This is a genomic window from Gordonia sp. NPDC058843 (genome assembly GCF_042743165.1).
In the GTDB taxonomy this organism is placed as follows: Bacteria; Actinomycetota; Actinomycetes; order Mycobacteriales; family Mycobacteriaceae; genus Gordonia.
The window spans coordinates 40,675-62,359 of the sequence record NZ_JBHYNC010000028.1; the positions used below are offsets into that span (position 1 = coordinate 40,675).

General features: G+C 64.5%; 30 protein-coding genes. 17 read left to right on the plus strand and 13 right to left on the minus strand.

Going from position 1 to position 21,685, the window contains the following annotated elements; all coding sequences use genetic code 11:
- Positions 1-303: 303 nt before the first annotated feature.
- Positions 304-1,257 (minus strand): adenylate/guanylate cyclase domain-containing protein, encoded by a 954-nt coding sequence (locus tag ACFW3F_RS17540; protein WP_388059565.1) that lies wholly within the window; start codon positions 1,255-1,257, stop codon positions 304-306.
- Positions 1,258-1,522: 265 nt separating this feature from the next.
- On the opposite strand from ACFW3F_RS17540, the gene ACFW3F_RS17545 reads away from it, so the two are divergent.
- From ACFW3F_RS17545 to ACFW3F_RS17560, 4 genes are all read left to right on the plus strand, one after another.
- On the plus strand, positions 1,523-1,828 hold the full coding sequence (locus ACFW3F_RS17545; protein ID WP_388059566.1) for a hypothetical protein: 306 nt from the start codon (positions 1,523-1,525) through the stop codon (positions 1,826-1,828).
- 205 nt (positions 1,829-2,033) lie between these two features.
- Positions 2,034-3,260 carry an SAVED domain-containing protein gene (locus ACFW3F_RS17550; protein ID WP_388059568.1) on the plus strand — a complete coding sequence of 409 codons (1,227 nt, stop codon included), beginning with the start codon at positions 2,034-2,036 and terminating at the stop codon, positions 3,258-3,260.
- 45 nt (positions 3,261-3,305) lie between these two features.
- Positions 3,306-4,457, plus strand: coding sequence for a cyclic GMP-AMP synthase DncV-like nucleotidyltransferase (locus ACFW3F_RS17555; protein WP_388059570.1), 1,152 nt, complete (start codon positions 3,306-3,308; stop codon positions 4,455-4,457).
- Complete coding sequence (locus ACFW3F_RS17560; protein ID WP_388059572.1) at positions 4,438-4,863, plus strand: hypothetical protein; 426 nt, start codon at positions 4,438-4,440, stop codon at positions 4,861-4,863. Before ACFW3F_RS17555 ends, ACFW3F_RS17560 begins: the two co-directional genes overlap by 20 nt.
- 18 nt (positions 4,864-4,881) lie before the next feature.
- Here ACFW3F_RS17560 and ACFW3F_RS17565 read toward each other — a convergent pair whose 3' ends face one another.
- Positions 4,882-5,049: a hypothetical protein gene (locus tag ACFW3F_RS17565; RefSeq protein WP_388059574.1), complete on the minus strand. Its 168-nt coding sequence runs from the start codon at positions 5,047-5,049 to the stop codon at positions 4,882-4,884.
- Positions 5,050-5,238: 189 nt separating this feature from the next.
- Here ACFW3F_RS17565 and ACFW3F_RS17570 point away from each other — a divergent pair, with 189 nt between their 5' ends.
- Complete coding sequence (locus ACFW3F_RS17570; protein WP_388059576.1) at positions 5,239-5,577, plus strand: hypothetical protein; 339 nt, start codon at positions 5,239-5,241, stop codon at positions 5,575-5,577.
- Between the two features lie 157 nt (positions 5,578-5,734).
- Positions 5,735-6,520 (plus strand): aldolase/citrate lyase family protein, encoded by a 786-nt coding sequence (locus ACFW3F_RS17575; RefSeq protein ID WP_388059578.1) that lies wholly within the window; start codon positions 5,735-5,737, stop codon positions 6,518-6,520.
- Here the strand turns inward: ACFW3F_RS17575 and ACFW3F_RS17580 are convergent.
- The 7 genes from ACFW3F_RS17580 to ACFW3F_RS17610 all read right to left on the minus strand — a co-directional run bounded on the left by ACFW3F_RS17580 (position 6,506) and on the right by ACFW3F_RS17610 (position 11,925).
- Positions 6,506-7,567 (minus strand): glycosyltransferase family 2 protein, encoded by a 1,062-nt coding sequence (locus tag ACFW3F_RS17580; RefSeq protein ID WP_388059625.1) that lies wholly within the window; start codon positions 7,565-7,567, stop codon positions 6,506-6,508. The two genes, ACFW3F_RS17575 and ACFW3F_RS17580, sit on opposite strands and share 15 nt — an antisense overlap.
- Positions 7,568-7,581: 14 nt before the next feature.
- The gene (locus ACFW3F_RS17585) at positions 7,582-8,277 is read right to left on the minus strand and encodes a hypothetical protein (RefSeq protein ID WP_388059580.1); all 696 of its coding nucleotides are present in this window, start codon (positions 8,275-8,277) and stop codon (positions 7,582-7,584) included.
- A 182-nt stretch (positions 8,278-8,459) separates the two neighbouring features.
- On the minus strand, positions 8,460-8,942 hold the full coding sequence (locus tag ACFW3F_RS17590) for a hypothetical protein (RefSeq protein ID WP_388059582.1): 483 nt from the start codon (positions 8,940-8,942) through the stop codon (positions 8,460-8,462).
- The gene (locus ACFW3F_RS17595) at positions 8,917-9,594 is read right to left on the minus strand and encodes a cytidylyltransferase domain-containing protein (RefSeq protein WP_388059584.1); all 678 of its coding nucleotides are present in this window, start codon (positions 9,592-9,594) and stop codon (positions 8,917-8,919) included. Before ACFW3F_RS17595 ends, ACFW3F_RS17590 begins: the two co-directional genes overlap by 26 nt.
- Position 9,595: 1 nt before the next feature.
- Positions 9,596-10,549, minus strand: coding sequence for an NAD-dependent epimerase/dehydratase family protein (locus ACFW3F_RS17600; protein ID WP_388059586.1), 954 nt, complete (start codon positions 10,547-10,549; stop codon positions 9,596-9,598).
- Positions 10,550-11,194: 645 nt separating this feature from the next.
- Positions 11,195-11,431: a helix-turn-helix domain-containing protein gene (locus tag ACFW3F_RS17605; RefSeq protein WP_388059588.1), complete on the minus strand. Its 237-nt coding sequence runs from the start codon at positions 11,429-11,431 to the stop codon at positions 11,195-11,197.
- A 116-nt stretch (positions 11,432-11,547) separates the two neighbouring features.
- Positions 11,548-11,925, minus strand: coding sequence for a hypothetical protein (locus ACFW3F_RS17610; protein ID WP_388059590.1), 378 nt, complete (start codon positions 11,923-11,925; stop codon positions 11,548-11,550).
- Positions 11,926-12,029: 104 nt separating this feature from the next.
- Between ACFW3F_RS17610 and ACFW3F_RS17615 the strand changes: the two genes are divergently transcribed.
- The 3 genes from ACFW3F_RS17615 to ACFW3F_RS17625 all read left to right on the plus strand — a co-directional run bounded on the left by ACFW3F_RS17615 (position 12,030) and on the right by ACFW3F_RS17625 (position 15,624).
- Complete coding sequence (locus tag ACFW3F_RS17615) at positions 12,030-13,799, plus strand: DNA cytosine methyltransferase (RefSeq protein ID WP_388059592.1); 1,770 nt, start codon at positions 12,030-12,032, stop codon at positions 13,797-13,799.
- A gap of 125 nt (positions 13,800-13,924) precedes the next feature.
- Complete coding sequence (locus tag ACFW3F_RS17620) at positions 13,925-14,593, plus strand: type IV toxin-antitoxin system AbiEi family antitoxin domain-containing protein (protein ID WP_388059594.1); 669 nt, start codon at positions 13,925-13,927, stop codon at positions 14,591-14,593.
- A complete protein-coding gene (locus tag ACFW3F_RS17625) occupies positions 14,593-15,624 on the plus strand; it encodes a nucleotidyl transferase AbiEii/AbiGii toxin family protein (protein WP_388059596.1) in 1,032 nt (343 codons plus the stop codon). The genes ACFW3F_RS17620 and ACFW3F_RS17625 overlap by 1 nt, the downstream gene beginning before the upstream one ends.
- Positions 15,625-15,628: 4 nt before the next feature.
- On the opposite strand, the gene ACFW3F_RS17630 is transcribed toward ACFW3F_RS17625, so the two are convergent.
- Complete coding sequence (locus ACFW3F_RS17630) at positions 15,629-16,123, minus strand: hypothetical protein (protein WP_388059598.1); 495 nt, start codon at positions 16,121-16,123, stop codon at positions 15,629-15,631.
- Between the two features lie 31 nt (positions 16,124-16,154).
- Complete coding sequence (locus ACFW3F_RS17635) at positions 16,155-16,409, minus strand: hypothetical protein (RefSeq protein WP_388059600.1); 255 nt, start codon at positions 16,407-16,409, stop codon at positions 16,155-16,157.
- A 118-nt stretch (positions 16,410-16,527) separates the two neighbouring features.
- Here ACFW3F_RS17635 and ACFW3F_RS17640 point away from each other — a divergent pair, with 118 nt between their 5' ends.
- The 8 genes from ACFW3F_RS17640 to ACFW3F_RS17675 all read left to right on the plus strand — a co-directional run bounded on the left by ACFW3F_RS17640 (position 16,528) and on the right by ACFW3F_RS17675 (position 20,451).
- Positions 16,528-17,202, plus strand: a complete 675-nt coding sequence (locus tag ACFW3F_RS17640; protein WP_388059602.1) for a DUF6349 family protein — start codon at positions 16,528-16,530, stop codon at positions 17,200-17,202.
- On the plus strand, positions 17,199-17,573 hold the full coding sequence (locus tag ACFW3F_RS17645) for a helix-turn-helix domain-containing protein (RefSeq protein ID WP_388059604.1): 375 nt from the start codon (positions 17,199-17,201) through the stop codon (positions 17,571-17,573). The genes ACFW3F_RS17640 and ACFW3F_RS17645 overlap by 4 nt, the downstream gene beginning before the upstream one ends.
- A gap of 302 nt (positions 17,574-17,875) precedes the next feature.
- The gene (locus tag ACFW3F_RS17650) at positions 17,876-18,106 is read left to right on the plus strand and encodes a redoxin NrdH (RefSeq protein WP_065629383.1); all 231 of its coding nucleotides are present in this window, start codon (positions 17,876-17,878) and stop codon (positions 18,104-18,106) included.
- A 78-nt stretch (positions 18,107-18,184) separates the two neighbouring features.
- A complete protein-coding gene (locus tag ACFW3F_RS17655) occupies positions 18,185-18,598 on the plus strand; it encodes a hypothetical protein (RefSeq protein WP_065629382.1) in 414 nt (137 codons plus the stop codon).
- A complete protein-coding gene (locus ACFW3F_RS17660; RefSeq protein WP_388059607.1) occupies positions 18,595-19,017 on the plus strand; it encodes a hypothetical protein in 423 nt (140 codons plus the stop codon). The genes ACFW3F_RS17655 and ACFW3F_RS17660 overlap by 4 nt, the downstream gene beginning before the upstream one ends.
- Before the next feature lie 3 nt (positions 19,018-19,020).
- Complete coding sequence (locus ACFW3F_RS17665; protein ID WP_388059609.1) at positions 19,021-19,584, plus strand: DnaB-like helicase N-terminal domain-containing protein; 564 nt, start codon at positions 19,021-19,023, stop codon at positions 19,582-19,584.
- 17 nt (positions 19,585-19,601) lie between these two features.
- Positions 19,602-19,814 (plus strand): hypothetical protein, encoded by a 213-nt coding sequence (locus tag ACFW3F_RS17670; RefSeq protein ID WP_065629379.1) that lies wholly within the window; start codon positions 19,602-19,604, stop codon positions 19,812-19,814.
- 43 nt (positions 19,815-19,857) lie between these two features.
- On the plus strand, positions 19,858-20,451 hold the full coding sequence (locus tag ACFW3F_RS17675) for a thermonuclease family protein (protein ID WP_388059611.1): 594 nt from the start codon (positions 19,858-19,860) through the stop codon (positions 20,449-20,451).
- Positions 20,452-20,617: 166 nt separating this feature from the next.
- Here ACFW3F_RS17675 and ACFW3F_RS17680 read toward each other — a convergent pair whose 3' ends face one another.
- A complete protein-coding gene (locus tag ACFW3F_RS17680; RefSeq protein ID WP_388059613.1) occupies positions 20,618-21,052 on the minus strand; it encodes a hypothetical protein in 435 nt (144 codons plus the stop codon).
- A 47-nt stretch (positions 21,053-21,099) separates the two neighbouring features.
- Positions 21,100-21,675 carry a hypothetical protein gene (locus tag ACFW3F_RS17685; protein ID WP_388059615.1) on the minus strand — a complete coding sequence of 192 codons (576 nt, stop codon included), beginning with the start codon at positions 21,673-21,675 and terminating at the stop codon, positions 21,100-21,102.
- Between the last annotated feature and the right edge of the window lie 10 nt (positions 21,676-21,685).

Below are 21,685 nucleotides of genomic sequence, written 5' to 3' on the forward strand. Positions count from 1 at the left end.
CCCAGTGACAGTCGAAGTAAGAGTTCTGCCCGGATTTCGCGCAGCCCAGCTAATTCGGAGTCTCACGTAGTTGCCACCGAGTCTCATCTAGGGTGTCAAAGTCTCAACCGCGTCGTCATCCGACAACATACAACCGCCAGAGGCGGGTTATCACACGGCCCCTACCTGCGAAAATGTCATAATATAAGTTATCGGCACCTCAATGAGGCTGGGGGAGAACGGTTCTCGGCGCTGTCTGACGTAAGGTTTGTTGGTCGCGATCCAAGGATTCGATTGTCGGACCTTCATGCGGTCGGGGATCGATCAGTCGGAGTAGCGGGGCACGACGGCGAATACCTCGATGTCGCGCGGTACCCCCTTGGCGCGGAATCGCCGGCGACGAGTGGCGTACCGATCGGCGCCGGCGGCCTCGACGGTCGCTCCGCTGGCCAACAGCTCACCGGCTCCCGCGGCTGCCGCGACCCGAGCGGCGACGTTCACATCGACACCGAGGAAATCGTCACCGACCGCCCGCGGTTCGCCGGTGTGGAGACCGGCTCGCAGCTGTGGCCGGTAGTCCCCGACCGTCAGGGCACTCACGGCGACGATCACCTCGTGACCGGCCTCGATCGCCTCGACACCGTCGATGAACACGGCCATCGTCCCGTCGCCGAGATGTTTGACGATGCGTCCGCCGCGGCTGCGCACGATGTTCTCGGTGACGTCGTTGACGTCGCGCAGGAGTTGGAGGACCTGGTCGTCTCCGGCATGCAGGGCCCACGTCGAGAATCCGACGAGATCGGTGAACAAGATGGTGGCGGGGACTGGGGTGCGATCGGATCGACGACGTCGTGTGGTCACCAACGCCTGCCACACCTGGATCGATGCGAGGCCGAGCTCTCGTATGGCACTGGGTTTCTCGGGCCGGGATTCGCCGATGAGGCGTGCCACGCGGTCGGATGCACGCGGTCCGGTGATCGGGTTCTCGTTGTGCGGGATCAGATCTCGTGCGGCGCGAGCCGCCTTTACGACCCCGGCGCTGGAGTCGGTGCGGGCCAGCAGGTCGGCCATCCGGCGCCCGGGTCCGGGACGGTCGGGATCGTCGCGTCGGACGGGAAGCCGGTCGCCCCGACGACGGGTCGACCCACCGGTCCTATCGTTCGCTGCGGAGGTTTCGTCCGGGTCGTCCGCGGCGGATGTCGCATCGTCGTCGGTCGGACCGGGATCCGGGAGACCGTCGCGGTCGCGGTCACGTGTCGAGTCGTCGGCTCCGGTCACGCCTTGAGTCTAGTGGCCCCGCTCATCGCGAGACCGACACCGCCGCGTCCTCGGTGACACCGTCCAACCCTTCGATCGAGACGTTCACGGAGGGCACCTACCAGATCGTCGGGGTTCTACAAGACATCGAAACTGCGTTCTGAACCCGGCATACTCCATGTGAGGTGGACCAAGTCGGGGCCGCGGTGCCTTGGCCCGCCGAGGTGAACGTCGTTTTCCGCACGAGCAGGACAATCCTGTTGTGCTGGGGTGCGACAGTAGGGGTGTGGTTACTGACGACGCGGACGATCCGTGGGGACGAAAGCCTGAGACGCTCGTCGTCGCCGGCGAGACTTTCGTGGTGCGACCAAGACCAGACGGTGGATACGCCTACGACTGGACCACCGGGCCGAACCCTGGCTACGGGTTCAGCGTAAGCCGGCGGTTCGTCGCCGGCGATGACAGAGAAGCAGTCGCCGCCGCTGATGCCGCCGAACGTGCTTCACCGACACCGAAAACGACCGAAGAGCATCTGCATTCGATCAGGGAGTTCTTAGAAGACGTTGACCCGGATACGGGCTACATCGAGTAAGTCCTCCGTGCCTAGTCGGCGGCCGAGACCTACGAAGAAGACGGTTCGTGTCGTTCTCCTCGGTGTCGAGCCCCGTGGCCTGTCGGGGGTCGCAGGTATGATAATGACAGCTGTGTAAGACACATGGCCGTCGGCCCCAGGTCCGGCCCACCCCGTGGCGCACAAACCCACCCAGTACGCGCATACGCCTTCTAGGACCCTTTCGATGCCCACGAGCGCGACGCACAAGCCAGGCTCGACCGACCCTGTGGATCGACCCGAACTGATTGGTGCTTTTGACCGCCGGGGTAAGCGTGTGAACGTCAATGACCTCGACGCCAGGAGGGTGTGGGTCGCCGCTGGTGGGCGGTGCACGTTCTGTAAGGAGTTCTTGGCCGAGGATGAAACTACCGGTCAGGCGGTTTTCACGGGACAGCTGGCTCATATCGTCGGCGCCACCACCGAGAAGGGATCGCCGCGGGGCGAGAGCGCGATGCCGCTGCCGCAGCGAGCCCTGCCGCAGAACCTGATGTTGCTCTGTCCAGGTGAGCACAAGGTCATCGACACATTCGAGCACTGGCACACCTACAGCGAGGATGAGCTACGTGCGTTCAAAGAGCAGCACGAGCGGGACATCCGCGAGCTGACCGGGCTGCTGCGCAAACCCAAGAGCACCGTCATCCGCGTGGCGGGCGATGTACGCGGGCGCGCAGTCGATTTCAGTAAGCAGGCCGTGATCCGGGCTCTGCTGGAGGAACAGCGATTCCCCGACTTCAGTCTGCATGACGACAGCCGAAACTGCGAGGTTGATCTTCGATCCTACGAAGGGGAAGACGACAGCGACCCCACCTACTGGAAGGCAACTTCCCTCGCCCTCGAGCGACGTCTTCGGCCCCTGAGCAACCACCTCAAGACCAAGCAGATCGACCACATCTCGGTTTTCGCGCTCGCGCGGATTCCGATTCTTGTGCAGCTCGGCGTGTTGCTCGACGACGTCACCAACGTGACCGTCCACAACCGTCGACGCGGCACCAGCGAGGGCTGGGGCTGGTACTCCCACTCCCGTAGCGACAACTTGCAGTTCCGTGTGACCGCCGTGGCGGGTTCCGGAGATCCGGTTGTGACGGTCAGCGTCAGCGGGCCGGTCGACCTCGAAGCGCTTCCCGACGCCCTGCGCGGAGCACCGCGCTACAACATTCGCGCAGAGGGTGTTCCGTTGAGTCCCACGATCCTGCAAAGCCCCGAGGATCTACAGGCGCTCATCGACACCTGGCGCGAGGTCCTCGCGAAAATCGAGGCCGACCACCGCAATCAACCGATCAGTCTCGTACTCGCAGTGCCCGCTGCCGCCGCGGTCGAGATCGGTCGCGCGCACATGGCCGCAGCTCACGCTCAGCTCCGCGTGTTCGACCGCATAGACAACACCTACGTCCTCGCGCTGGTAACAAGCTGACGACCCCCTCACGTCCACTATCACCACCACCGGAAGCAACCAAGCATGACAATTCTCGCCGACACCAAAGAAGAACAGATCTCCCAGCTCCTCGGAGCCACCATCGCCCAGCTCGACATCAACGAGGCGGCTTTCCGGGCCGCCGAATCTTGCTACCAAGATCTTGGTTACCACCTCTCAGAGGCTGGCGCGCAGGTGTACGTCCAAGGCAGCTTCATGCTCGGCACAGTCGTACGCCCTTATCATCGCGCCGGCGAATACGACCTCGACCTGGTGTCCCTCCTTGACATCGCGAAAACGTCCATCACCCAGGAAGAGCTCAAGAAACGAGTTGGACGACTGCTCGCGGACTACGACCGCAATCACAACAGCACCGCCTGCGAAAGCCCCGACCACGTGTCCGAGGGCCGGCGTTCCTGGTGTCTGCACTACGAGCACTTTCACATGGACGTGCTGCCGGCCATTCCCGACGCCGAGTCATCATCGGCGACCGCAATTGAACTCACCGACCTCAACCTGCGGAACTGGCAGAAGTCCGACCCACTGGCCTACGTCGAATGGTTCCGCAGCCAGTGCGCCACACAGTTCGACTCGGAGCGGGCAGCGCTCGCCAAGTCTTACGGCTCAGTCGACGCCGTGCCCAAGCACCGAGTTCGCACGCCGCTTCATCGCGTGGTCCAGATCCTCAAGCGACACCGAGACATCTTCTTCGCCAACGACCTCGACGACCGGCCGCCGTCGAGCCTCATCACGACACTCGCCGGCCTGGCGTACCAGGGTGAGACCGATCTCATCGACGCGACCGTCAGCGCCGTGCAGCGCATGCACGATCACATCGAAAACCGCGGTGGAAATTACTGGGTAGAAAATCCGGCGTGCAAGGGCGAGAACTTCGCGGACAAGTGGAACGACTACGAGATCCGCCGACTGAAGTTCGAGCAGTGGCGCGCAGCGGTCGAGCACGATCTCACCAGTTTCGTCCTGGAAACTTCCGGCACAACCGCACTGCATCGGCGAGTCGCGAATGCCTTCGGCAGTGATCCGGTCGAGAAAGCCCTGCAACAGATCGGCGCAACCACCAACCGCGCCCGGGTGGGCGGACGAGTTCACCTCACACCTGGCGGGCGCCTCACGACCTCTACGACCGCCACCACAGTCGCTGCTCACAGGTTCTACGGTGGCCAGACCACGCGGTAAGCAGCTAACCGTCATCCAGCAAGCCATCGGCCTCCAACAACGATTCCCCGAAGAGCGAAGGCCGTTGGTCAAGGCGGGCATACTGATCTGGTCTGTCACTCTGCAACCAACACCGATGAGCGTCCACTACAAGGTGGGCATTCGCTACGTGCACCGGCGGCGGCCCAACGTGACCGTGTTGACCCCGACTCTCGAGACACGACCCCACGAACCGCTACCCCACGTATACCCGGGCAATGAGCTCTGCCTGTATTACGGCAACGAGTTTGACGGATCTAAGCACTTCATCGCGACCACCATCGTTCCCTGGGCCAGTGAGTGGCTCTACTTCTACGAACATTGGATATCCACCGGACAATGGCTCGGGAGCGAAGCGCCACACCCGCCGGGCCTTGAAAAGGGCTGAGCCGCGGACTCACGTACCTCAGCTGTCGAGCAACAGCGCTGAGTCGGGATGATGCTGAAATCGGCCGACGGCATGCGGGCCGAAGACGACGCGCACGCCGGCCAAGAGGTCGCCCGGGACGATCCCGGGATTGGCGGCACCACGAATGGACGGGTTCGGTTGCGCGGGCCCGTCGAAAGATCCCACTCGCTACCTTCACGACGCCAACTGGCAAGTCAGCTTACGGCGTGCCCTACGTGCGGTTTCTGACGAGCACGATGGCTCAACCCGAAAGAACGTCATAAGGTAAATTATCGGCGAAACCTGTTGCGCTGCTGTATATTTCGTCACCAGTGACGTAATGTAGCCCAAACTGGAAGTTCAAGGAGGTCTATCATGGCAACGCGGATCACGGTGCGCACCGAGTTCTTGGCCGACGTTTACACCTGCGCACTTGAAGGCGGCATCGGCTACTGGTCAACCTGTACCGACTATCGCTGGAGCAGTGATCCGCGAGCGACTGTCGAGGAAATCTCCGGCAATCCACACGTGATCACTCTGGACACGATCGCCCGGGGCGTGAACTCCATCGTCAGTGGCGCAGCGATGATCCCGGATGTGCAGCGTCGTAGGATCGCCGCCGCTGTCCGCACCCACGATGCCGACACCATCGACGCGAGAGATGCAGACGCCATCGTTCAGGCGGCACTTTTTGGCTCCCTCGTCTACGGCTAGTCGGCAGTCCGGGCGGCCGATGCGACGACGCCAGCTCTTCGTCGATCCACGTCGCCCCCATTGCATCTGTTGTGCCGACTCGCGAGGCGCGATCCTCAGACATCGAGCGCTGGGCCGCCGATACACTGTGGGATCGAAACGAGGGAGATCGACGGGCTTGTTCGAACATCAGCTACATGTCGCGCTAGATGCAGTCCGGGAACAAGGTGCATCGCACCTCAAGGTCGAGTTTGAGGCAGAAGGCGCCTCAAGCGTCGATGCAGAGGCGCTCGCCGCCATCGCAAATGACGCTGATCTCTGGCTGGCCGTCAAAGTCGGTGGATGCGAGGCCGTGCGCGACATCAGGGAATCTCTGCATCTACGGGCACGGAGCATCGTCGCGCCAATGATCGAGTCCCCGTTTGCCGCAACCAAGTTCGAGCGGGCGGTCACCGACGAGGTGAACGCTTCCGGTCTTCAACTGCCGCACCTCGCCATCAACATCGAGTCTGTCGCCGGAATGTCGGCACTGCCGCAGATCCTGCAGGCGCCTGCGATGAAGCGGATTGACCGAATGGTGCTGGGTCGCACAGACCTTACCGATTCACTCAACCTGGGCCCCGTGGAGGTCGACGGCGCTACTGTCGAGGCAATTGCGCGGCGCGCGTTCGGCCTAGCGCAGGAGGCCGGCCTGGCAACAACGCTTGGTGGAACTGTCACGTCGAACTCAGTCCGATTCATTACTGCCCTCACAGGCCTCATCGACAGCGTCGAGACTCGGAAGGTTGTGCTCTCGATGGAGGACGTTTCGAACCTCCCGCGGGCGATCGAGGCCGGCGTGCGATTCGAGCTCGCGTGGCTTGAGTTCAAGTCGCAGGTACTCGGCCCTCTGACCCCAATAGAGACTCGAAGACTCCGACTGATCACCGCAAGGCTCAACCCAGGGTCATCAGCCTGCGAGTAGCGAGGCGCGGCGCTTCTCTGCAGTAGGTCCGCTTGACCTAAGTCTCGGCGGAAGCAGACGGTCGATCCGGCGATGGATCCGAATCCACGTCCACCAACACATGGGAGAGGTCGCGAAGAGACGCCACTCGAAGAGGGTTGCACCGGGACTCCCGCGCACTGCGCTGCGTACCTCAGCGTTCAGACTCGGGAATCTCCCGTCGATCTCGCGGAGGAACACCGTTGGACTTCGTGCCTTCCTGGCGTGCAGACAAGCTTTGAGCGTGTAGAAGTAGTTGACGAGTTCCTTATTGCGCCGAAAGTGTTCGGTGATTCCTTCAAGTTCTGGACGGCCGTCTGCCTCCAACTCCCGCAAGACTCTTCGCAGTGCCAAAACACTGCCGAAGCGCTCCACCGACGGCGAACTCGTCATGGAGGTGGACCGCTTGCGATAGACCGCAAGTACCCGCGGAATAAAGGAGACGCTGCGCGCGTGGAGAAGCGCGCGGTAGCCGAATTCGAGGTCTTCACCGACAGCACAGCCTGGTGAGAACCGGAGGGCAGCTTCCTCAACGAAACTCCGGCGGTACGCGGCACTCGACGTCCATAGTCGCAGCGACCTGTCTACCGTTCGGCGACGCAGCGCCTCGACGCCGGTCATCTCCGAGGGAGCGACAGGGTGTACGTCGAAGTAGTGCCGTTGAACCTCGCCCGTCGCCGTCACGATGTCCCAACCCCAGCAGCAAACGTCGGGGGTACGACTGCCCACCGCAGCATCAATCGCGTCCAGTAACTCCTCTGAAACCCAGTCATCGCTGTCCAAGAACAGGACGTAGTCTCCCGTCGCAACCGATAGTCCGGTGTTACGCGCAACGCTCACGCCAGCGTGAGCCTGCTGGATCAGGCGCGAGTTCGCCAGAGGTACCTCTGCCTGGAGATGTTTGAACCGCACAACTGAATCGTCCGTAGATCCGTCGTCCACGAAGATCAACTCAGCGGCTGTGCCAAGCAGTGGCGCGACGCTGCGGAGTGTGTCCTCCATGTGCGAGCTGGCATTGAACGCCGGCATCACGACTGAAAGGATCACAGCACGTCTCGCAGGCGGGCGCGGGCAATGGAGTCGACAACGGTCTTTGATGAACAGTTGACCAACCTGACCCCTTGCCGATGGCAGAAGTCGGCGATGAAACGGAACGCGACAAGGACCTCGAGGAATGACTCGGCGTAACGTTCCATATCGCGCTTGAGATACTGAGCACGAAGCCACCTGTCGACCTCTGGAGAGACCTCGTAGGCGTAGCTTGAGTCGACGCTCTCATCCAAAGCCGTCTGAACATTGGCAACAATGTTGGTCGTGTCGCAGCCGAGTAAATAGATCTCATCGAACCCCAGAAACACGGCAATCACGACCGCATGCTGGATCACCGAACTGAATCTCGGAATCACGCGAGTGAGGTCGGTGGCGAGGTGGTAGTAGTCCGAGAAATAGTACGGATTGCAGAAGTAACGAATGTCATGGCCACGACCCAATACGAAACCTTCGAGGCGCCCCATCTCGGAACTGGGCACAAAGGTTGTCGGTGGACGCGGGTCGCCAGTCCCATCGACACTAACGATGTCAGTCAGCCGATCGATCATCCAGCGATCCGACGGCGATTCAGATTCCATCGAGAAGAAGCGCCGGTCGGAAATGACATGGTAGGACGGCGCAGGTGACCCAATCTCTGAAGCTAGGAGATTGTTCACCGTGAACACGACCTGGCCGACCAACGAAGACAAGTCATCGTCCCGTAGCGAGGGGCCATTCCCAAGAATGAAGCAACGCTTTCCTTTGTGCAGGTCGCTGAGGTCTTCGTTAGACTCAATCGCCGCTCGCTCCGCTGGGTTCTGCCATAGGTAGCGGGCACAGCGTCCACGCCAGGCAACTGACCGCACCGGCTGTAGTACAGTCGAGTGGTTCCTCATCGTAACCACACCTCGGCCTGTTGGAAGCCTGTGCGATGCAGGAGTCGGGCTGCGTCCCAAACGCAATAAAGCTCTTCATCAGTGTCGGTGGTGTGGATCGCATGTCGACCAATGCCGCAGAGGGCTCTGACGTCCTCCTTCAGTTCGAGAAGGCGTTCCAGCGGTGACTCGACAACGATCACCTGAGTCACGTCGGACTCGCGCCACACCCAGTTTGTCTTGTCCCTCGAGAATCGGAATCCGTCGTCCTGCGATCCTACAAACGCTTCTCCGGCGTAGACCCTGACTACCAGTTGCCTGAGGGTGAAGTAGTGCATTGACGGCAGCGGCAGGCGCGCTCTCACGTCTAGGGCGCCCGTGATCAGTTCGTCCGCCGCCGCCGCCCTGTATCCGGCGAATGTTGCCGGCCAGACGATGAGTGCATGCAGTCCCTCCTCGTTAGCGCCGGTCTGGTCAAGATTGGCGGAGATAGTCCTCACCGCCCCTGGAATCATAGAGGAACTCAGCCACGTCGAAATCGATCTGAGTGTCAATGTCCATGCCTTCTACCTGGTCCAGGACGTGTATGCACGGCGCGTTTCCGAGCACGTTGCTTCGAGCAATCATGGTTTCTCGGCGGATCACATTCACTGCGAAGTTCAAGGCTGCGATGTTCGGAAGGTCCTGCGACCTAGGCTGGTCTTGTGGGTCGTAGTTGATTGGCGCTCCATCTAGCAGCAGAAACTCGCGAACGACAGATGCAGTATTGATCGAGTCGTGATCAGGGTCGAGGTTGAGAAACGACCCGATGAGAGCCTCGACAGTTTCATCGCGCACCAAGGGACTCGTGCAATTCGCGTACACAATGACGTCGGCGTCTATCTCATCTGCCATGTAACGATAGACATCGCTCATTGGTGCGGTGCTCGAAGCTAGATGATCTGGTCGACGCCGAACGGCGCACCCGTAGCCGTAGGCGATCTCCATTATCCTGTCGTCGTCCGAACTCACTACGACTTCATCAATACTGCCCAGTCGGAGCAACTGCGCGAGCTTGATGTCCACGAGAGTGCTGCCAGCGAACGCCCTCGTGTTCTTCCCAATCACACGTTCTGACCCGCCCCGGGCTGCCACCAGTGCCGCAACCTTCACCTTAGATACTCCCGTCGCCTGCGCCGGCGAATGATCCGAGGGCCCACCTGACCATCTGGCGAATGCCAGTAGAGACCTCAACACGTGGGGCCCAGTTGAGGTCTCGGGCGATGCGCTCGAACGAGCAGTAAATGCCCTGCTGATCGCCCGGAGTGCTTCCCTCGACTTCGACCTGAACATCGAACGGAAGCGCCGAGGTAATCATGGTGAGCAAATCGTCGACGCTCGTGCCCACACAGGTTGAAACGTTGTAGATCTGAAAGTCCCCAGGACGGGCGGCATCGGCCGCCGCAACGAAGGCGTCCACGACGTCGCCGACGAATACGAGGTCTCTGATCCGTCTCAGGCTTCCTTTGACGACGATGTGCCTTGACCCAAGCGCCTGACCTAAGAAGATGCTCGCCATACCCTGGTTCAAGTTGGACAGGTCTTGGCCCGGTCCGTAGGTGTTGTTTAGCCGCAGAGCCGTGCACGCGAGACCTTGTTCCGAGTAGAGGCGAAGGTACGACTCACTCGCGACCTTCCCAACGGCGTAGAAAGTCTTGGGATCTAGCGGGTCGTCCTCTACCGCTGGGAGTCTGCTTGGGTCTCCGTACACGGCCATCGAACTCGCATACACAACGGTCGGGCAGCCGGTGCGCTTTGCATAGTCGAGCAACAGGAGCGTCGACTGCACGTTCGCCTGCAAGTCGTAGACTGGATCTTCAAAGCTCGGGACGCCGCCGCTCTGCCCTGCAAGGTGGTAGATGGCATCGAACCGTTGGCCGCCGAGCGCGGCCAGAGTGGCTCGCTCCCGCAGATCAGCGATAACTGCCGTGCAGCCGGGAGGGATGTTGTCGCCGTGACCCGAGCTCAGATTGTCGATCGTTGCGACATCGTGGCCATCGGCAAGAAGACGGCGGGCGACCGCGCTCCCGATAAAGCCGGCAGCACCGGTGACCAGTAGCCTGCCCATCCGTCTCCGATCACTTTCTGAATGGGTGTTGCCAGTCGGTGTGGCTCCCACGTATGTCGGTAATCAATAGTTCACGCTCTGGACTGCGGCACAAGGCAACCCAAGTGCATAAATACTCAGCATACTCATGTCTCTCCGTTGCTGCTGGGCTTGATCGATGACGGGCCACGATGACCTATGAGCCGGTCCGGACCCCTTAGCTCGCGCCGCCGCGTTGAGGAAGGGATTCCGCATTGCAGCACCATGCGAACGCGGCCAGAACATCACGCTCGAAACACTGTGCGTTGGGCGACCACCTCGGCCTCACAGCGGCCCAGCTACTCGCTGACGACGACCTGGTGGGCGCGACCGACGACCCTGTCGCAACCCCTGGAGTCACCGACGATCCCGAACGTCACGTCGTTGACCTCGACGACATCGTGGCATCGCAACGATTATCGCCGGCCTGATCGGCCGGGCCACTCGCACCTGGCGAGTCATCCCGACTGAAAACCGCATGGGGGAAAGCCCATTCACGTACCTTGGCCGCGATTGCTGACCAAGCGCAAGCTCTGTCCACCCCATAGCGCCGATCACCACACCGCTTCACACGGATGATCTGGTGTTATGACGGCGCGACGCTCCTGCATCGATCTCAGCGGAAAGTCAGTGCCCGATCTGGTGCAGTAGCTGGGAGACCGACACTTTCAGCGCTTCGGCGATACGTGCCAGAGTGATGATTGTCGCGCGGCGCGACCCGTCTTCCACCCCGCGCAGCATGTTCCGCTCGACACCGGCTTCCAGGCCCAGGGCGCGCTGACTGAGTCCGAGTTCCTCACGCCGGGCCGTGATCGCCTCTCCGAGTGCGCGCAGCAATGCGGGTTCGTCGATGTCGACGGCCATGAGGGGTCCTCTCCTGTCGTCCGCCCGCTCGGTGGGCACGCCTGGTGCTGCTGAGCCTACCGGCGGCCTCGCCGGTATCCCGTCCCCTGGAGCGGGCGGCGTCGCTGGACTCGCGGTCACTGGCGACCGCCCAGGATGGTCAGGGTCAAGTCGTCTCCGTCGACGAGCTCGTGGGACTCCTCAACTGCAAGCCAGTGATCACAGACGAACTGGTCACGGTCGGCCTCGTCCATCGTGTCCCACCCCTGCGGGAGCGGCCCGACGTAGCGCTGCACCCTGCGCACCAGATACGACCGTTCCACCACTTCGGTGCGCGCCAGCTCAGGCATCGCCAGCTCCACGAGCGCGACCAGCGCAGTAGCCGCCTCGTGTTCAGCATCGCCGCCCGCTGCACTATCGGCGGCGCGACGCCACCGCTCGATACAGGCCGTGATCGCGCGTGAGTGCGCGCTCATCGCCGTTGCGGCAGAGGCGCTTTCGATTGTGACGACCATGACTCTCTCCTTCTCGAAACCCTGACCAATGGTTGCCTATAGGCTACCGCTAGTGGTAGCTTATAGGCAACCAATTGGGGAGCGTTGAGGGAAGGGTCAAGACCATGGGTCACATCATCTCGAAGACGGCGGAACATCGACCAGCGTTGCGTCGCAGACGGTTTCGCCACGACAACCCGACCGCGCTGGACTTGTTCTCGGGCTTCGGCGGATTCACCCAGGGCATCGAGGCTGCGGGCTTCGACACCATCGTCGGGGCCAACCACAACCGCTACAAGGTTGAGGTACACGAGGCCAACCACCCGCACGTCGAGCACTGGATCGCTGATCTGATCAACACCGACTCCGACACCTATCACTCGGTGCGCGAACTCCCGGCGGCTGATCTGCTGGTCGCGGGGGTGACCTGCACCAACCACTCCCAGGCCAACACCCAGCGTGCCTACGAGCAGGGTCTGACGTTGTTCGACCTCGACGACCCCGAGTTCGAGGAACGCGCCACCCGGTCCGAGCGGGACCGGGCAACGGCCAACTGCGTGCTGCACTACGCCGATCAGCACCACCCGCTGCTGATCCTGGTCGAATGCACCACCGAGTTGCAGTCCTGGGGTCCAGCGGTCCCCGGCCGACGCAAGGTCGGCGACGGGTCGACGTATCGGTGGTGGCTGCGCGAGATCACCAAGCTCGGCTACGAGCACAAGGTGCTGTACCTCAACTCGATGTTCTTCGGCGTCCCCCAGAGCCGGGACCGGCTCTACATCGTGTTCTGGGACCGCACACTGCCCGCCCCCGACCTCGACCATCGCCCCCAGGCGTGGTGCGGCCTCTGCGATGAGGCCGTCGAGGCGATGTGGGCGTGGAAGACCGGCGTGCCCGCCAGCGGATCGGTGCGCTACGGCAAGCAGTACAACTACCGCTGCCCGCGCTGCTTCGGCGAGGTCTCCCCCACCACCACACCCTCGTTGACGGCCCTGGACCTCACCCACCTGGGCACCCGGATCGGCGAGCGGACCAAACCGCTGGCCCCGGCGACCATGGCCCGTGCCGAGCGGTGCCGTCAGAAGTTCGCCGAGTTCCCCGCTGTGCTGATGCCGGCCAAGGCCCAACGCGGCGTCGAGCGTCATCCACTGCAACCGATGGCCACCCAGACCTCGCAGCAAGAGACCGCGCTGCTCAGTACCGGCGCGATCATGGTCGCCGCCGGAAACACCTTTGAGCGCCCCGGATCGCAGTGCCGGACCCGGACCCTGGGTCAGCCGCTGTGGACCCAGCCCGCCACCAACACCACCGGCCTGCTCACTCCCCCGGTCGCCATGGCCATCAACAACTTCCAGGGCGCACCACGCGGCCTCGACGAGGCCCTGCCCACCCAGGGCGGCTCGGAGACCCTGAGCATCGTGTCCTCGGGTGTGGTGCCCTTCCGCAAGCACACCACCCCGACCAGCCACGCCCAGGCCATGCCGACAGTCACCGCCGAGCAGACCCCCGGCCTGCTTACCGCGACCGGCGACCCCGCCCTGCTCGCGGGCTGGTTCAAACAGAACGGCAGCACCGGCACCGAGACCGCCGCGCACCCGCTCACCGACCCACTGGGCACCCTGACCAGCCGCGACACCACCGCCCTGCTGGCTTCCCACTGGCGCGACGCCCTCGCCGAGATCCCGCTCGATGAGTGCTTCTTCCGCATGATGACCCCGCACGAGGTCGGCCGCGGCTGCGGATTCGACCCCGACTTCGGCGACCACAAAGGCACCTTCACCGTGTGGGGCAAAGGCCGCGACCAGATCGACGGCTACGGCAACGCCGTCACCCCACCCGTGCCGCTGTGGATCGGAACCCGCCTACGCGAAGTCCTGCACCCCACCAGCGGATGACGACGTCGACCGCCCCGGCACACCGTGACCACTGTGCCGGGGCACCCGGCCCAGTCCGGACGGACGGGCCGCGCTCGGACAGCTCGGAAAGCCTCCCCGATCACTCCCGTTGCTATTATTGCTGCATGATCGACGCTGGCCGGTGGGGCGCGATCCGCGACCTGGCGGATCGCCAGTTCGGGCTGTTCACCACCGCCCAAGCCCGCAACCTCGGCATTGCGCCGTACGTCCTGGCTCGCCTCGCTGGCCGTGAGGCCATCGTTCGGGTCCACCACGGCGTCTACGAGCTCCCCGAGTCCTCGGCCTGGACCACGCTCGGTGACTGGGCGGCACAGTGGTTGGCGCTGCACCCGGCCGCCGACATCGAGGAACGACGAGCACGCCCCGACAGCGTCGTGAGCCACGCCGCCGCCGCCCAGGTCCTGCGCCTGGGCACGATCACCGCATCCGGGCTCGAGTTGAGCAGCCCGCACCGCATCAATGTCCGCGACCCGTCGGTGCGCACCTGGCGCCGGCCGATCGGTGACCGCGGCCGCGACTGGGACGTCGTCGACGGGCTGCCGGTGACCACCCCCGCGCGCACCGTGGCCGACCTGCTCCTCACCCATGGCGACGGCGGGCACATCGGGACCGCGCTGCACACCTGCCTGAGCGAGTCGCTGGTCGCCACCGACGAGCTGATCGCAGCGTGCGACCGGGCCGCTCCGCGCTGGAACTACGCCTCCGGTGCTGAGCTGTTCGCTTCGCTGCTCGATCAGGCCCAGATGCCGGCCGAACCGGTGTTGGTCGGCTGATGGCGTATGCGTCCGAAGAGGCCTTCCGCGCCGGGCTGAAAGCCCGCCTGTCGGCCGAGGCTCGCACGAACAGGTTCAGTCGTGACGAGCTCGCTCAGACCGTGACCCTCCAGTTGTTCCTGGCACGGTTGTTCCGCTCCCCCGATGCCGACCAGTGGATCCTCACCGGCGGCACCGCCCTGCAATTCCGTGCGCCGACCCAGGCCCGCCCGACCGCCGACGCCGACCTGGCCACCCGCCTCGACGCCGAACACATGCAACACTCGCTGCGTCAGGCCGCCCACCCCGGACCCGGCGACTTCGGCGAGTTCGACATCACGATCACCGCGACCCGCAGTCCCGGCTTGTTCGCCGGACGTATCCGCTACAACATTGCTGGACAACGGTTCTCCGACGCCACGCTCGACCTCGCCACCCACCGGGAGATGCTGCTACCGCCCGAGACGATCAGCCCGCGCCCGGTGCTCGCGCTCGACGAACTCGACCCCATGCCCGTGATTCGGATGCAGGCCGCCGCCGAAGCGGTCGCCGACAAGGTCGCGGCCCTCTACGAACTGCACGGACCTCGCGGCGACAGCCCCTCGACTCGCGCTCACGATTTGGTCGACCTCGTCATCCTCGCCCGCACACAATCGTTCGATGCCGAGCAGCTGCGCGCCGCGATCCGCCACCAAGAACAGCGCCGTGGACTGACGGTCCCGGTGCCGTTGGTCCTGCCCAACCCGACCTGGGAACGTGACTACCCCCAACGCGCCGCGCACAGCGGCCTACCGGCGCACCTGCACCAGGCCGATGCGGCGCTCGCGGCCGCCAACAGCCTCATCGAACCGATCCTGACGGACGCGACTGGGAACGGTCAGTGGAACCCCGACGACGGTGCGTGGGCCTCGCAGAGAACGCGCTCGATCGGAGAACTGCTCGGCGACACCCGCGCCCCACGCTCGGCGCCGAGCACACCCGCACCCGAGACATCCAGTGGGACGTCGGCACCGAGGGTGCAACGTTCCCGGGATCACGGACCCGAGTTGTAGGCCCTTAGGTCTCCTGGCGGTAGATCGGGCAGCCGCACGAAGTGTTGCAGGCGAAGCTCCAGGTGGGGTGGGCGGCATGGGTGTGCACTCCCCAGGGGTGCCCGCATACGCAGTCGGGGAAGAACTGTCGGTCCCAGCGGTCGCAGAGGTCTTCGACGGTCAGCGTGCTTGACGGGTAGCCCACGGCGCCTCGGAAGCCGACGCACTGGTATTTCGACCAGGTGGGGTCGACCTCGACCGGGCAGCCGAGGTAGCCCAGGTCGTGGTTGATGACCAGCCCGTAGTCGAAGGTGTTCTGCCCGCAGCGGCCACACCAGTCCTCACCGGTCGGTACGGGTTGGCCGTCGGGTCGACCGGCGCGACGTTGCTCCCACAGCTGGCGCAGGGTCGCAACCTCGGCATCGAGGCGACGTTGCTCTTCGATGCGCTCGGCGGTGCCGTCGAGCAGATCGAGCAGGTCGATGTCGTCGTGGCCGGATGATGATGTGCGGCGCGTCATGGGGTGTCCTCTCAGGTGGCGTCGTGGGGCGTCAGTTGGCGGCGTAGATCGGGGTGCGGGTCAGGAACAGGCATTCGCGGTTCTCGTCATCGGCCAGGACGATCCCGATACCGGTGGTGAGGATTTCGGCGAGACCGAGCGCCCACTGGGACCACGTCAGATCGACCATGGCGTGCACGTGCTCGATGGGTACCAGCTCGAGATGTCCGGTCTGGAGCACGTTGGTCGCGCGGATGATCTCGCGTGCGCTCGGGCTGGCGGCGATGTTGCAGTAGCTCCACGACATGCGAGGCTTCCTTTGTGTCGAATGTTGCTGTGGTGGTGCATCTTCGGAGCGTCTTACCCGCCGTAGTGCTGCACCTTATAGGGTTCACAATATGTACCCTATGGGGTACAGTCAAGTCATGACCGCAACCACTCTCCCGACGAAGCCGACCGCGCCCTCCTCGCACGGCCTACAGCTCGACATGTTCGCCGAGGCGGCACGCGATGAGCGTGCGCACGCTGAACGCACAACCGGTGTCCCTCGCTTGTATGCGTTGCGGTGCACCACGATTGCCGACTATGAGCACGCGATGGCGCAGTGGAGGAAGGCGTGGCCTGATCTCGCCTGCCTGCGCGACTCGCACGGCTGGCACGTCGCGATCGGTGAGTACGCGAGCAGCCGCGAGCCGACCGACACGTGCATCCCGATCACCCTGCAAACCGACCTCCGATGCAACCGGACCTCGCACCGCGGTTGCCTGTGCGTGGGTGATCTGGTCTCGCGCAGCTTCTGCCGAGGTTGCGGGTGGCACTCCGAGGTCGTCGACGACGACACCGACGCGGCCCTGCTGGGCCTGGATCACTGTTTCCCGGGATGGCGCGACGACCCGATCGTGCCCTCGGCGCCCTACGACGACGGACCCAAGCGCCGCACCCGCATCAACTGGGAAACCACCGTCACCGAGCTACACGGCACCGAACGACCTCAGGGCTACCCGATGATCACCCGCCGGGGACCGCACGGGTGGCGGGCGGTGCCAGGCCGATCGTTGTGGGGAGGCTACGACGTCGCGGCCGAAACGCTCGGCCGATGACCGACACCACCGATCGTGCCGTGCCCGGCCTGCGTGCCGGGCACGGCACGCACTCGCCTTCGGTCGTCTCTGGCAAGCTCGACACCACACAACCACCCACCGCCCCCGAGAGGCCCGAACCCATGTCGAGCGACCCGTCCGCCATCAGCGTCGACGAGACCGCCGTCATGACCGCCGTCGGAGCCGCGATCGTCGCCCGCCGCACCGAACTCAAGATCAGCCAGCAGGCACTGGCCCGCACCGTCGGCACCAGCCGGACCTTCCTGCGCGGCATCGAGGCCGGTGAACGCGCACCGACCGTGGTCACACTCACCCGGATAGCTCGCGCCCTGCACACCACCCCCAGCGCACTGATCACCACCATCCGCTGAGCTGGCCCCGCCGCTCGCAGCGCCGCCAGCGGCCATCCCACGAGGGCCAGAGCCCTCTTGCCTACCGGCGCAGTCACGCAACTCCCTGTAATTCGAAGGTATTCGGTGCGCGTTTCTGTGGAGATTTCCTAACGTATAAAAGAATCCCGGAATAGACGAGGTGGAGGGCATTCAAAGGACCCCTAACAGCATGTCTCGGTGCATTTCCTTGAACGCTGAAATACGTTGCAGCCCTTGCATATACAGCCCATTCGGTATAGAATAAAAGAAAGCAAACAGCCACCGAAAGAAAGGTTTCAGAAATGACGATCACCGTGTACACCAAGCCCGCCTGCGTCCAGTGCCACGCCACCTACAAAGCATTGGACAAGCAGGGTTTGACCTATCAGGTGGTCGACATCAGCGCCGACGACGAGGCCCGCGACTACGTGATGAGCCTCGGCTACCAGCAGGCCCCGGTCGTGGTTGCCGGCGACACGCACTGGTCGGGGTTCCGTCCCGACCGAGTCAAGGCGCTCGCCACCGCAGCCTGACCCGCCAGTCCCCCGAGAAACGGGTGTCGCACTTGCCGTCGACGACACCCACCAGCACGCCGACCAAGGAGAACCAGGATGAGCCGTCCATCCGACTACCGCGCCATCAACCACACCGGCCAGTGGAGCTTCGGTGGTCTCGCGATCACCGCCGACAATGCCTCCCTGTGGGCAACCCCCGCCGCCGCGGATCCCGCCGACACGTCAGCACCCCAGGTGCAGACCAGCCTCGCAAACGTCGACGACGATCTCGTCATCACCATCGACGTCCCCGCCGGACACATTCACGCCGTCACCGTCACCGACGCGGGCCTTCAGATCACCATCGCCGACATCGGCCCGGACTGCTGCCGCATGTGCGGAGAACACTTCAGCAACCCGCACACTCCTGGATGCACGGTTGGAGCCGCCGACGAGGCCGCGCTCGCCGCCCAGGACGACACAGCCATGCTCGCCGCCCTCCGTACCAATGCCGAACGGAGGCCCCGATGAGCTACACCCTCGACGCCGCCCTCGCCGACATCACGGCCGCCACCGGGCTGGTGTTCACCCGCACCGCTTTCGGCGCGCAGCGCAGCGGGCACCTCGCCTACACCCGCACGCGCGACGCCGTGGTGATCATCGACGACAACTGGCAGGCACTCATCGACAACGGCGCCGGCGTCTTCGTGCCGAGCAACCCGCACCGCCCGCCCGTCCACCCGATCGTCATCGCCGTCTACGAAGACGGCGACCTCACCCGCCTCCCGCTCACAGAGGTGAACACCCGCCTCGCCGACATAGCTGTGCTTCCCCATCTGCTCGACCAGGCCCTCGAACTGGCCGAGCGCGCCCGCCGAGAGTACGGCCACTACCTCAACTACGACTACGACGGCCGCGGCGACACCGAACGACGCCACCAGGTGATCTGAACCATGCCCGCCGAGACCCCACCCGACCCGTCGGCGAGCGCCGCCCACCACGACGTGGCACTCACCGACGGCCACGGGTGGGCCAGCGACACCGGCCACGCCGAGGTCCTGTTGCTCTCGGCGCTGCTGTGGGCCACACCCGCCCACCACGACGACCTCGCCGACATCGTCGGCCTGGTCCGCGCCGAGGACTTCTACGTACCCGCCCACGGCGCTCTGTTCACGATCATCGCCGAACTCATCACCGACGGCGCCCACCGCGCGCACGACGCCACCACCGTCGCCCACGAACTACGCCGCCAGGGACGTGCGGCCACCCTTGGCGCCGAGCACCTCACCCGTGCGCTCGTCGCGGCGACCGCCGCCGGCGCCGACGGCATCCAGGCCCGCCACTACGCGGCGATGGTCGTCGCCGATGCCTACCGCCGCCGCTACCGCGCCGCCGGAGACGGCATCACCCACGCCGCCGACCACCTTCCCGAAGCCGAACTGTGGGACTACATGTGCGCCCACGGCATCGCACTGCGCGAGCACCGCACCCGCCTGGCCGCCCTGCGCCCGAACTGAACCGAAAGGACACCGCCATGCCCACCGACACCGATACCCGATACCCGGCCGCCGATCTGGCCAAGCTCCACGCCGACGCCTACACCCTGCGCCACGTCGACAACCTCACCTGGGACCAAGTCGCCGCCGCACTCGACGAACCCGTCGCGGTGGTCAAGGACTGGGCGCAGACCTACATCGACCGCACCGACGCCGCCGCCGCCGAACAGCAAATGTCGCTGTTCGACTGACCCATCCAACCGCCCTCGCTCGACGTCGTTCGGAGCCCGCCCCATGCGCATCCTCGCCCGTTTCGTCTCCCGCACCGTGCTGCGCCTCGCGGTACTCGCCGCGCTCGTCGTGGCAGCATTCATGGCCCTCAGTGGCGTCGTCGACGCCCTACCCGCGCCCGCCGACCTGTGGACACGCGCGACCACCGTTGCCGAGCCGTCGCGCCCCTCAGGCGACACCACGCCCGCAGTTGTCACCCGTGTCATCGACGGTGACACGATCGTCGTCTCCACCGACACCGATCCCGACCTCACCGTGCGGCTGCTCGGCATCGACACCCCGGAGGTCCGCAAACCCCACACCCCGGTCCAGCCGTGCGGCCCACAAGCCAGCGACCGCACCCGCACACTCGCATCTGCTGGCACCGCCGTGCGTCTCGAGTACGACGCCACCCAAGACCACACCGACCGCTACGGTCGCGCCCTGGCCTACGTCTGGATCGGCGACACGATGCTCAACCACACACTCGTCGCCGAAGGGTGGGCACGCACCTACGTCTACAACCACCAACCCGGCCGCCACGCCGACGCGCTCGCCGCCGCCCAACGCGACGCCCAGGCAGCCCGAGCCGGCGTCTGGGGCCAGTGCCCGCGATAGGAGCGCACACCGTCGGCGCTGTCGCTGTTCGAACGACCTGACTCCCTCGGCTGACTCCTCTGCGTCACCGCCGCAGAGACCTGCCCCGGCGTCTCGCCCACCGACCTCGGTCACGCGGTATGGCAGTTTCAGCGGAGCCGCAAGTAGCGATCCGCGGTAACTCGATCTAGCGAGGTGCACCGACGTCGTCGAGGTGCTGACGGACGATCTCGAGATCCCGAGTCCGGTCGCGCACGATACGGCGCGACTTCACCGCGAACACGGACTTCTCAATCACAACCAGGTTCAACCCGTGCTTGGGAATCAGGGTGCGTTTGCGTTCGTCGTAGCGGCGGCGCTGCTCGCCGCGACCGACACCGGAGACGGTGTGCCGGCGATCGAAGAACGCAGACGGCTCTGAGTGCTGCTCCTCCTGGAACTCGACGGCGAGGTGCAGTTCTCGCCAGAATCCGTCGACCGGGAGCATCGCTCCACGGGGCAACCGAGGCGAGGGGTCACCACGCAGCCAGTCGAACCGTGCCTGACGGATTCCAGCAACGCCGAGAAGCTCGTCGCACAGGTCGAGGACGTAGTGCTCGTCGGAGGCTCTGCGGTCGGCCATGCTGCGATTCTGCACTCGCCAGCCACTAACACAAGGCGGTCTTGCTTTCAGAACAGGCCGAGTTGGTCGGCGGGTGTGGACGGCACGGGTTGGAACAGTCGGTGTGCCTGTTCGGGGTCGCCGCCGTCGCGTAGGTAGGTGCGCAGCATGATCGAACGCGCGGCGCGGTCGATGGCGGTGGTTGGTCGTGATCCGCGGTGGCGGCCGAGGCCAACGGCGTAGGTGAGGTTGTTGGTCTGGGTGCCGATGCGCACGTGTGCGGAATCCACGCGCACGCATAGCGGTTCGTTGCAGTAGTGCTCGCCGATGTCGGCGGCGTCGGCGCCCAGGTCGGGGTGCACCAGCAGCAGCGCGAAACGGTGCGCGCTGATCGCCCGTTGACGGTTGTTGCGGCGAAAGGTGAATCGGCCGTACCCGTCTGGCGAGCTGACCGCGCCGATCCAGTACCAGCAGCCGCGGGGCGTGAGGACGACGTGCTGCCAGAAGTGTCGCTCGGCGCGAGTATCGGGCATCAGCGTTGGGTCGGTGACCACACCCGGCGACGGTGTCGCGGTGCCGACCGTCAGGTGGGCGGACGGCACCGCGAACAGGCCGAGTTGATCGTGGTCAGGGTCGACACTCATGGCCGAACCG

What these genes read in the sequence shown, in the direction of transcription:
- ACFW3F_RS17550 (WP_388059568.1), top strand. Translation starts at nt 2,034, where the DNA reads ATGCCCACGAGCGCGACGCACAAGCCAGGCTCGACCGACCCTGTGGAT.
- ACFW3F_RS17555 (WP_388059570.1), top strand. Translation starts at nt 3,306, where the DNA reads ATGACAATTCTCGCCGACACCAAAGAAGAACAGATCTCCCAGCTCCTC.
- ACFW3F_RS17570 (WP_388059576.1), top strand. Translation starts at nt 5,239, where the DNA reads ATGGCAACGCGGATCACGGTGCGCACCGAGTTCTTGGCCGACGTTTAC.
- ACFW3F_RS17580 (WP_388059625.1), bottom strand. Translation starts at nt 7,567, where the DNA reads ATGCCGGCGTTCAATGCCAGCTCGCACATGGAGGACACACTCCGCAGC.
- ACFW3F_RS17600 (WP_388059586.1), bottom strand. Translation starts at nt 10,549, where the DNA reads ATGGGCAGGCTACTGGTCACCGGTGCTGCCGGCTTTATCGGGAGCGCG.
- ACFW3F_RS17605 (WP_388059588.1), bottom strand. Translation starts at nt 11,431, where the DNA reads ATGGCCGTCGACATCGACGAACCCGCATTGCTGCGCGCACTCGGAGAG.
- ACFW3F_RS17610 (WP_388059590.1), bottom strand. Translation starts at nt 11,925, where the DNA reads ATGGTCGTCACAATCGAAAGCGCCTCTGCCGCAACGGCGATGAGCGCG.
- ACFW3F_RS17615 (WP_388059592.1), top strand. Translation starts at nt 12,030, where the DNA reads ATGGGTCACATCATCTCGAAGACGGCGGAACATCGACCAGCGTTGCGT.
- ACFW3F_RS17620 (WP_388059594.1), top strand. Translation starts at nt 13,925, where the DNA reads ATGATCGACGCTGGCCGGTGGGGCGCGATCCGCGACCTGGCGGATCGC.
- ACFW3F_RS17625 (WP_388059596.1), top strand. Translation starts at nt 14,593, where the DNA reads ATGGCGTATGCGTCCGAAGAGGCCTTCCGCGCCGGGCTGAAAGCCCGC.
- ACFW3F_RS17630 (WP_388059598.1), bottom strand. Translation starts at nt 16,123, where the DNA reads ATGACGCGCCGCACATCATCATCCGGCCACGACGACATCGACCTGCTC.
- ACFW3F_RS17635 (WP_388059600.1), bottom strand. Translation starts at nt 16,409, where the DNA reads ATGTCGTGGAGCTACTGCAACATCGCCGCCAGCCCGAGCGCACGCGAG.
- ACFW3F_RS17640 (WP_388059602.1), top strand. Translation starts at nt 16,528, where the DNA reads ATGACCGCAACCACTCTCCCGACGAAGCCGACCGCGCCCTCCTCGCAC.
- ACFW3F_RS17645 (WP_388059604.1), top strand. Translation starts at nt 17,199, where the DNA reads ATGACCGACACCACCGATCGTGCCGTGCCCGGCCTGCGTGCCGGGCAC.
- ACFW3F_RS17650 (WP_065629383.1), top strand. Translation starts at nt 17,876, where the DNA reads ATGACGATCACCGTGTACACCAAGCCCGCCTGCGTCCAGTGCCACGCC.
- ACFW3F_RS17655 (WP_065629382.1), top strand. Translation starts at nt 18,185, where the DNA reads ATGAGCCGTCCATCCGACTACCGCGCCATCAACCACACCGGCCAGTGG.
- ACFW3F_RS17660 (WP_388059607.1), top strand. Translation starts at nt 18,595, where the DNA reads ATGAGCTACACCCTCGACGCCGCCCTCGCCGACATCACGGCCGCCACC.
- ACFW3F_RS17665 (WP_388059609.1), top strand. Translation starts at nt 19,021, where the DNA reads ATGCCCGCCGAGACCCCACCCGACCCGTCGGCGAGCGCCGCCCACCAC.
- ACFW3F_RS17670 (WP_065629379.1), top strand. Translation starts at nt 19,602, where the DNA reads ATGCCCACCGACACCGATACCCGATACCCGGCCGCCGATCTGGCCAAG.
- ACFW3F_RS17675 (WP_388059611.1), top strand. Translation starts at nt 19,858, where the DNA reads ATGCGCATCCTCGCCCGTTTCGTCTCCCGCACCGTGCTGCGCCTCGCG.
- ACFW3F_RS17680 (WP_388059613.1), bottom strand. Translation starts at nt 21,052, where the DNA reads ATGGCCGACCGCAGAGCCTCCGACGAGCACTACGTCCTCGACCTGTGC.
- ACFW3F_RS17685 (WP_388059615.1), bottom strand. Translation starts at nt 21,675, where the DNA reads ATGAGTGTCGACCCTGACCACGATCAACTCGGCCTGTTCGCGGTGCCG.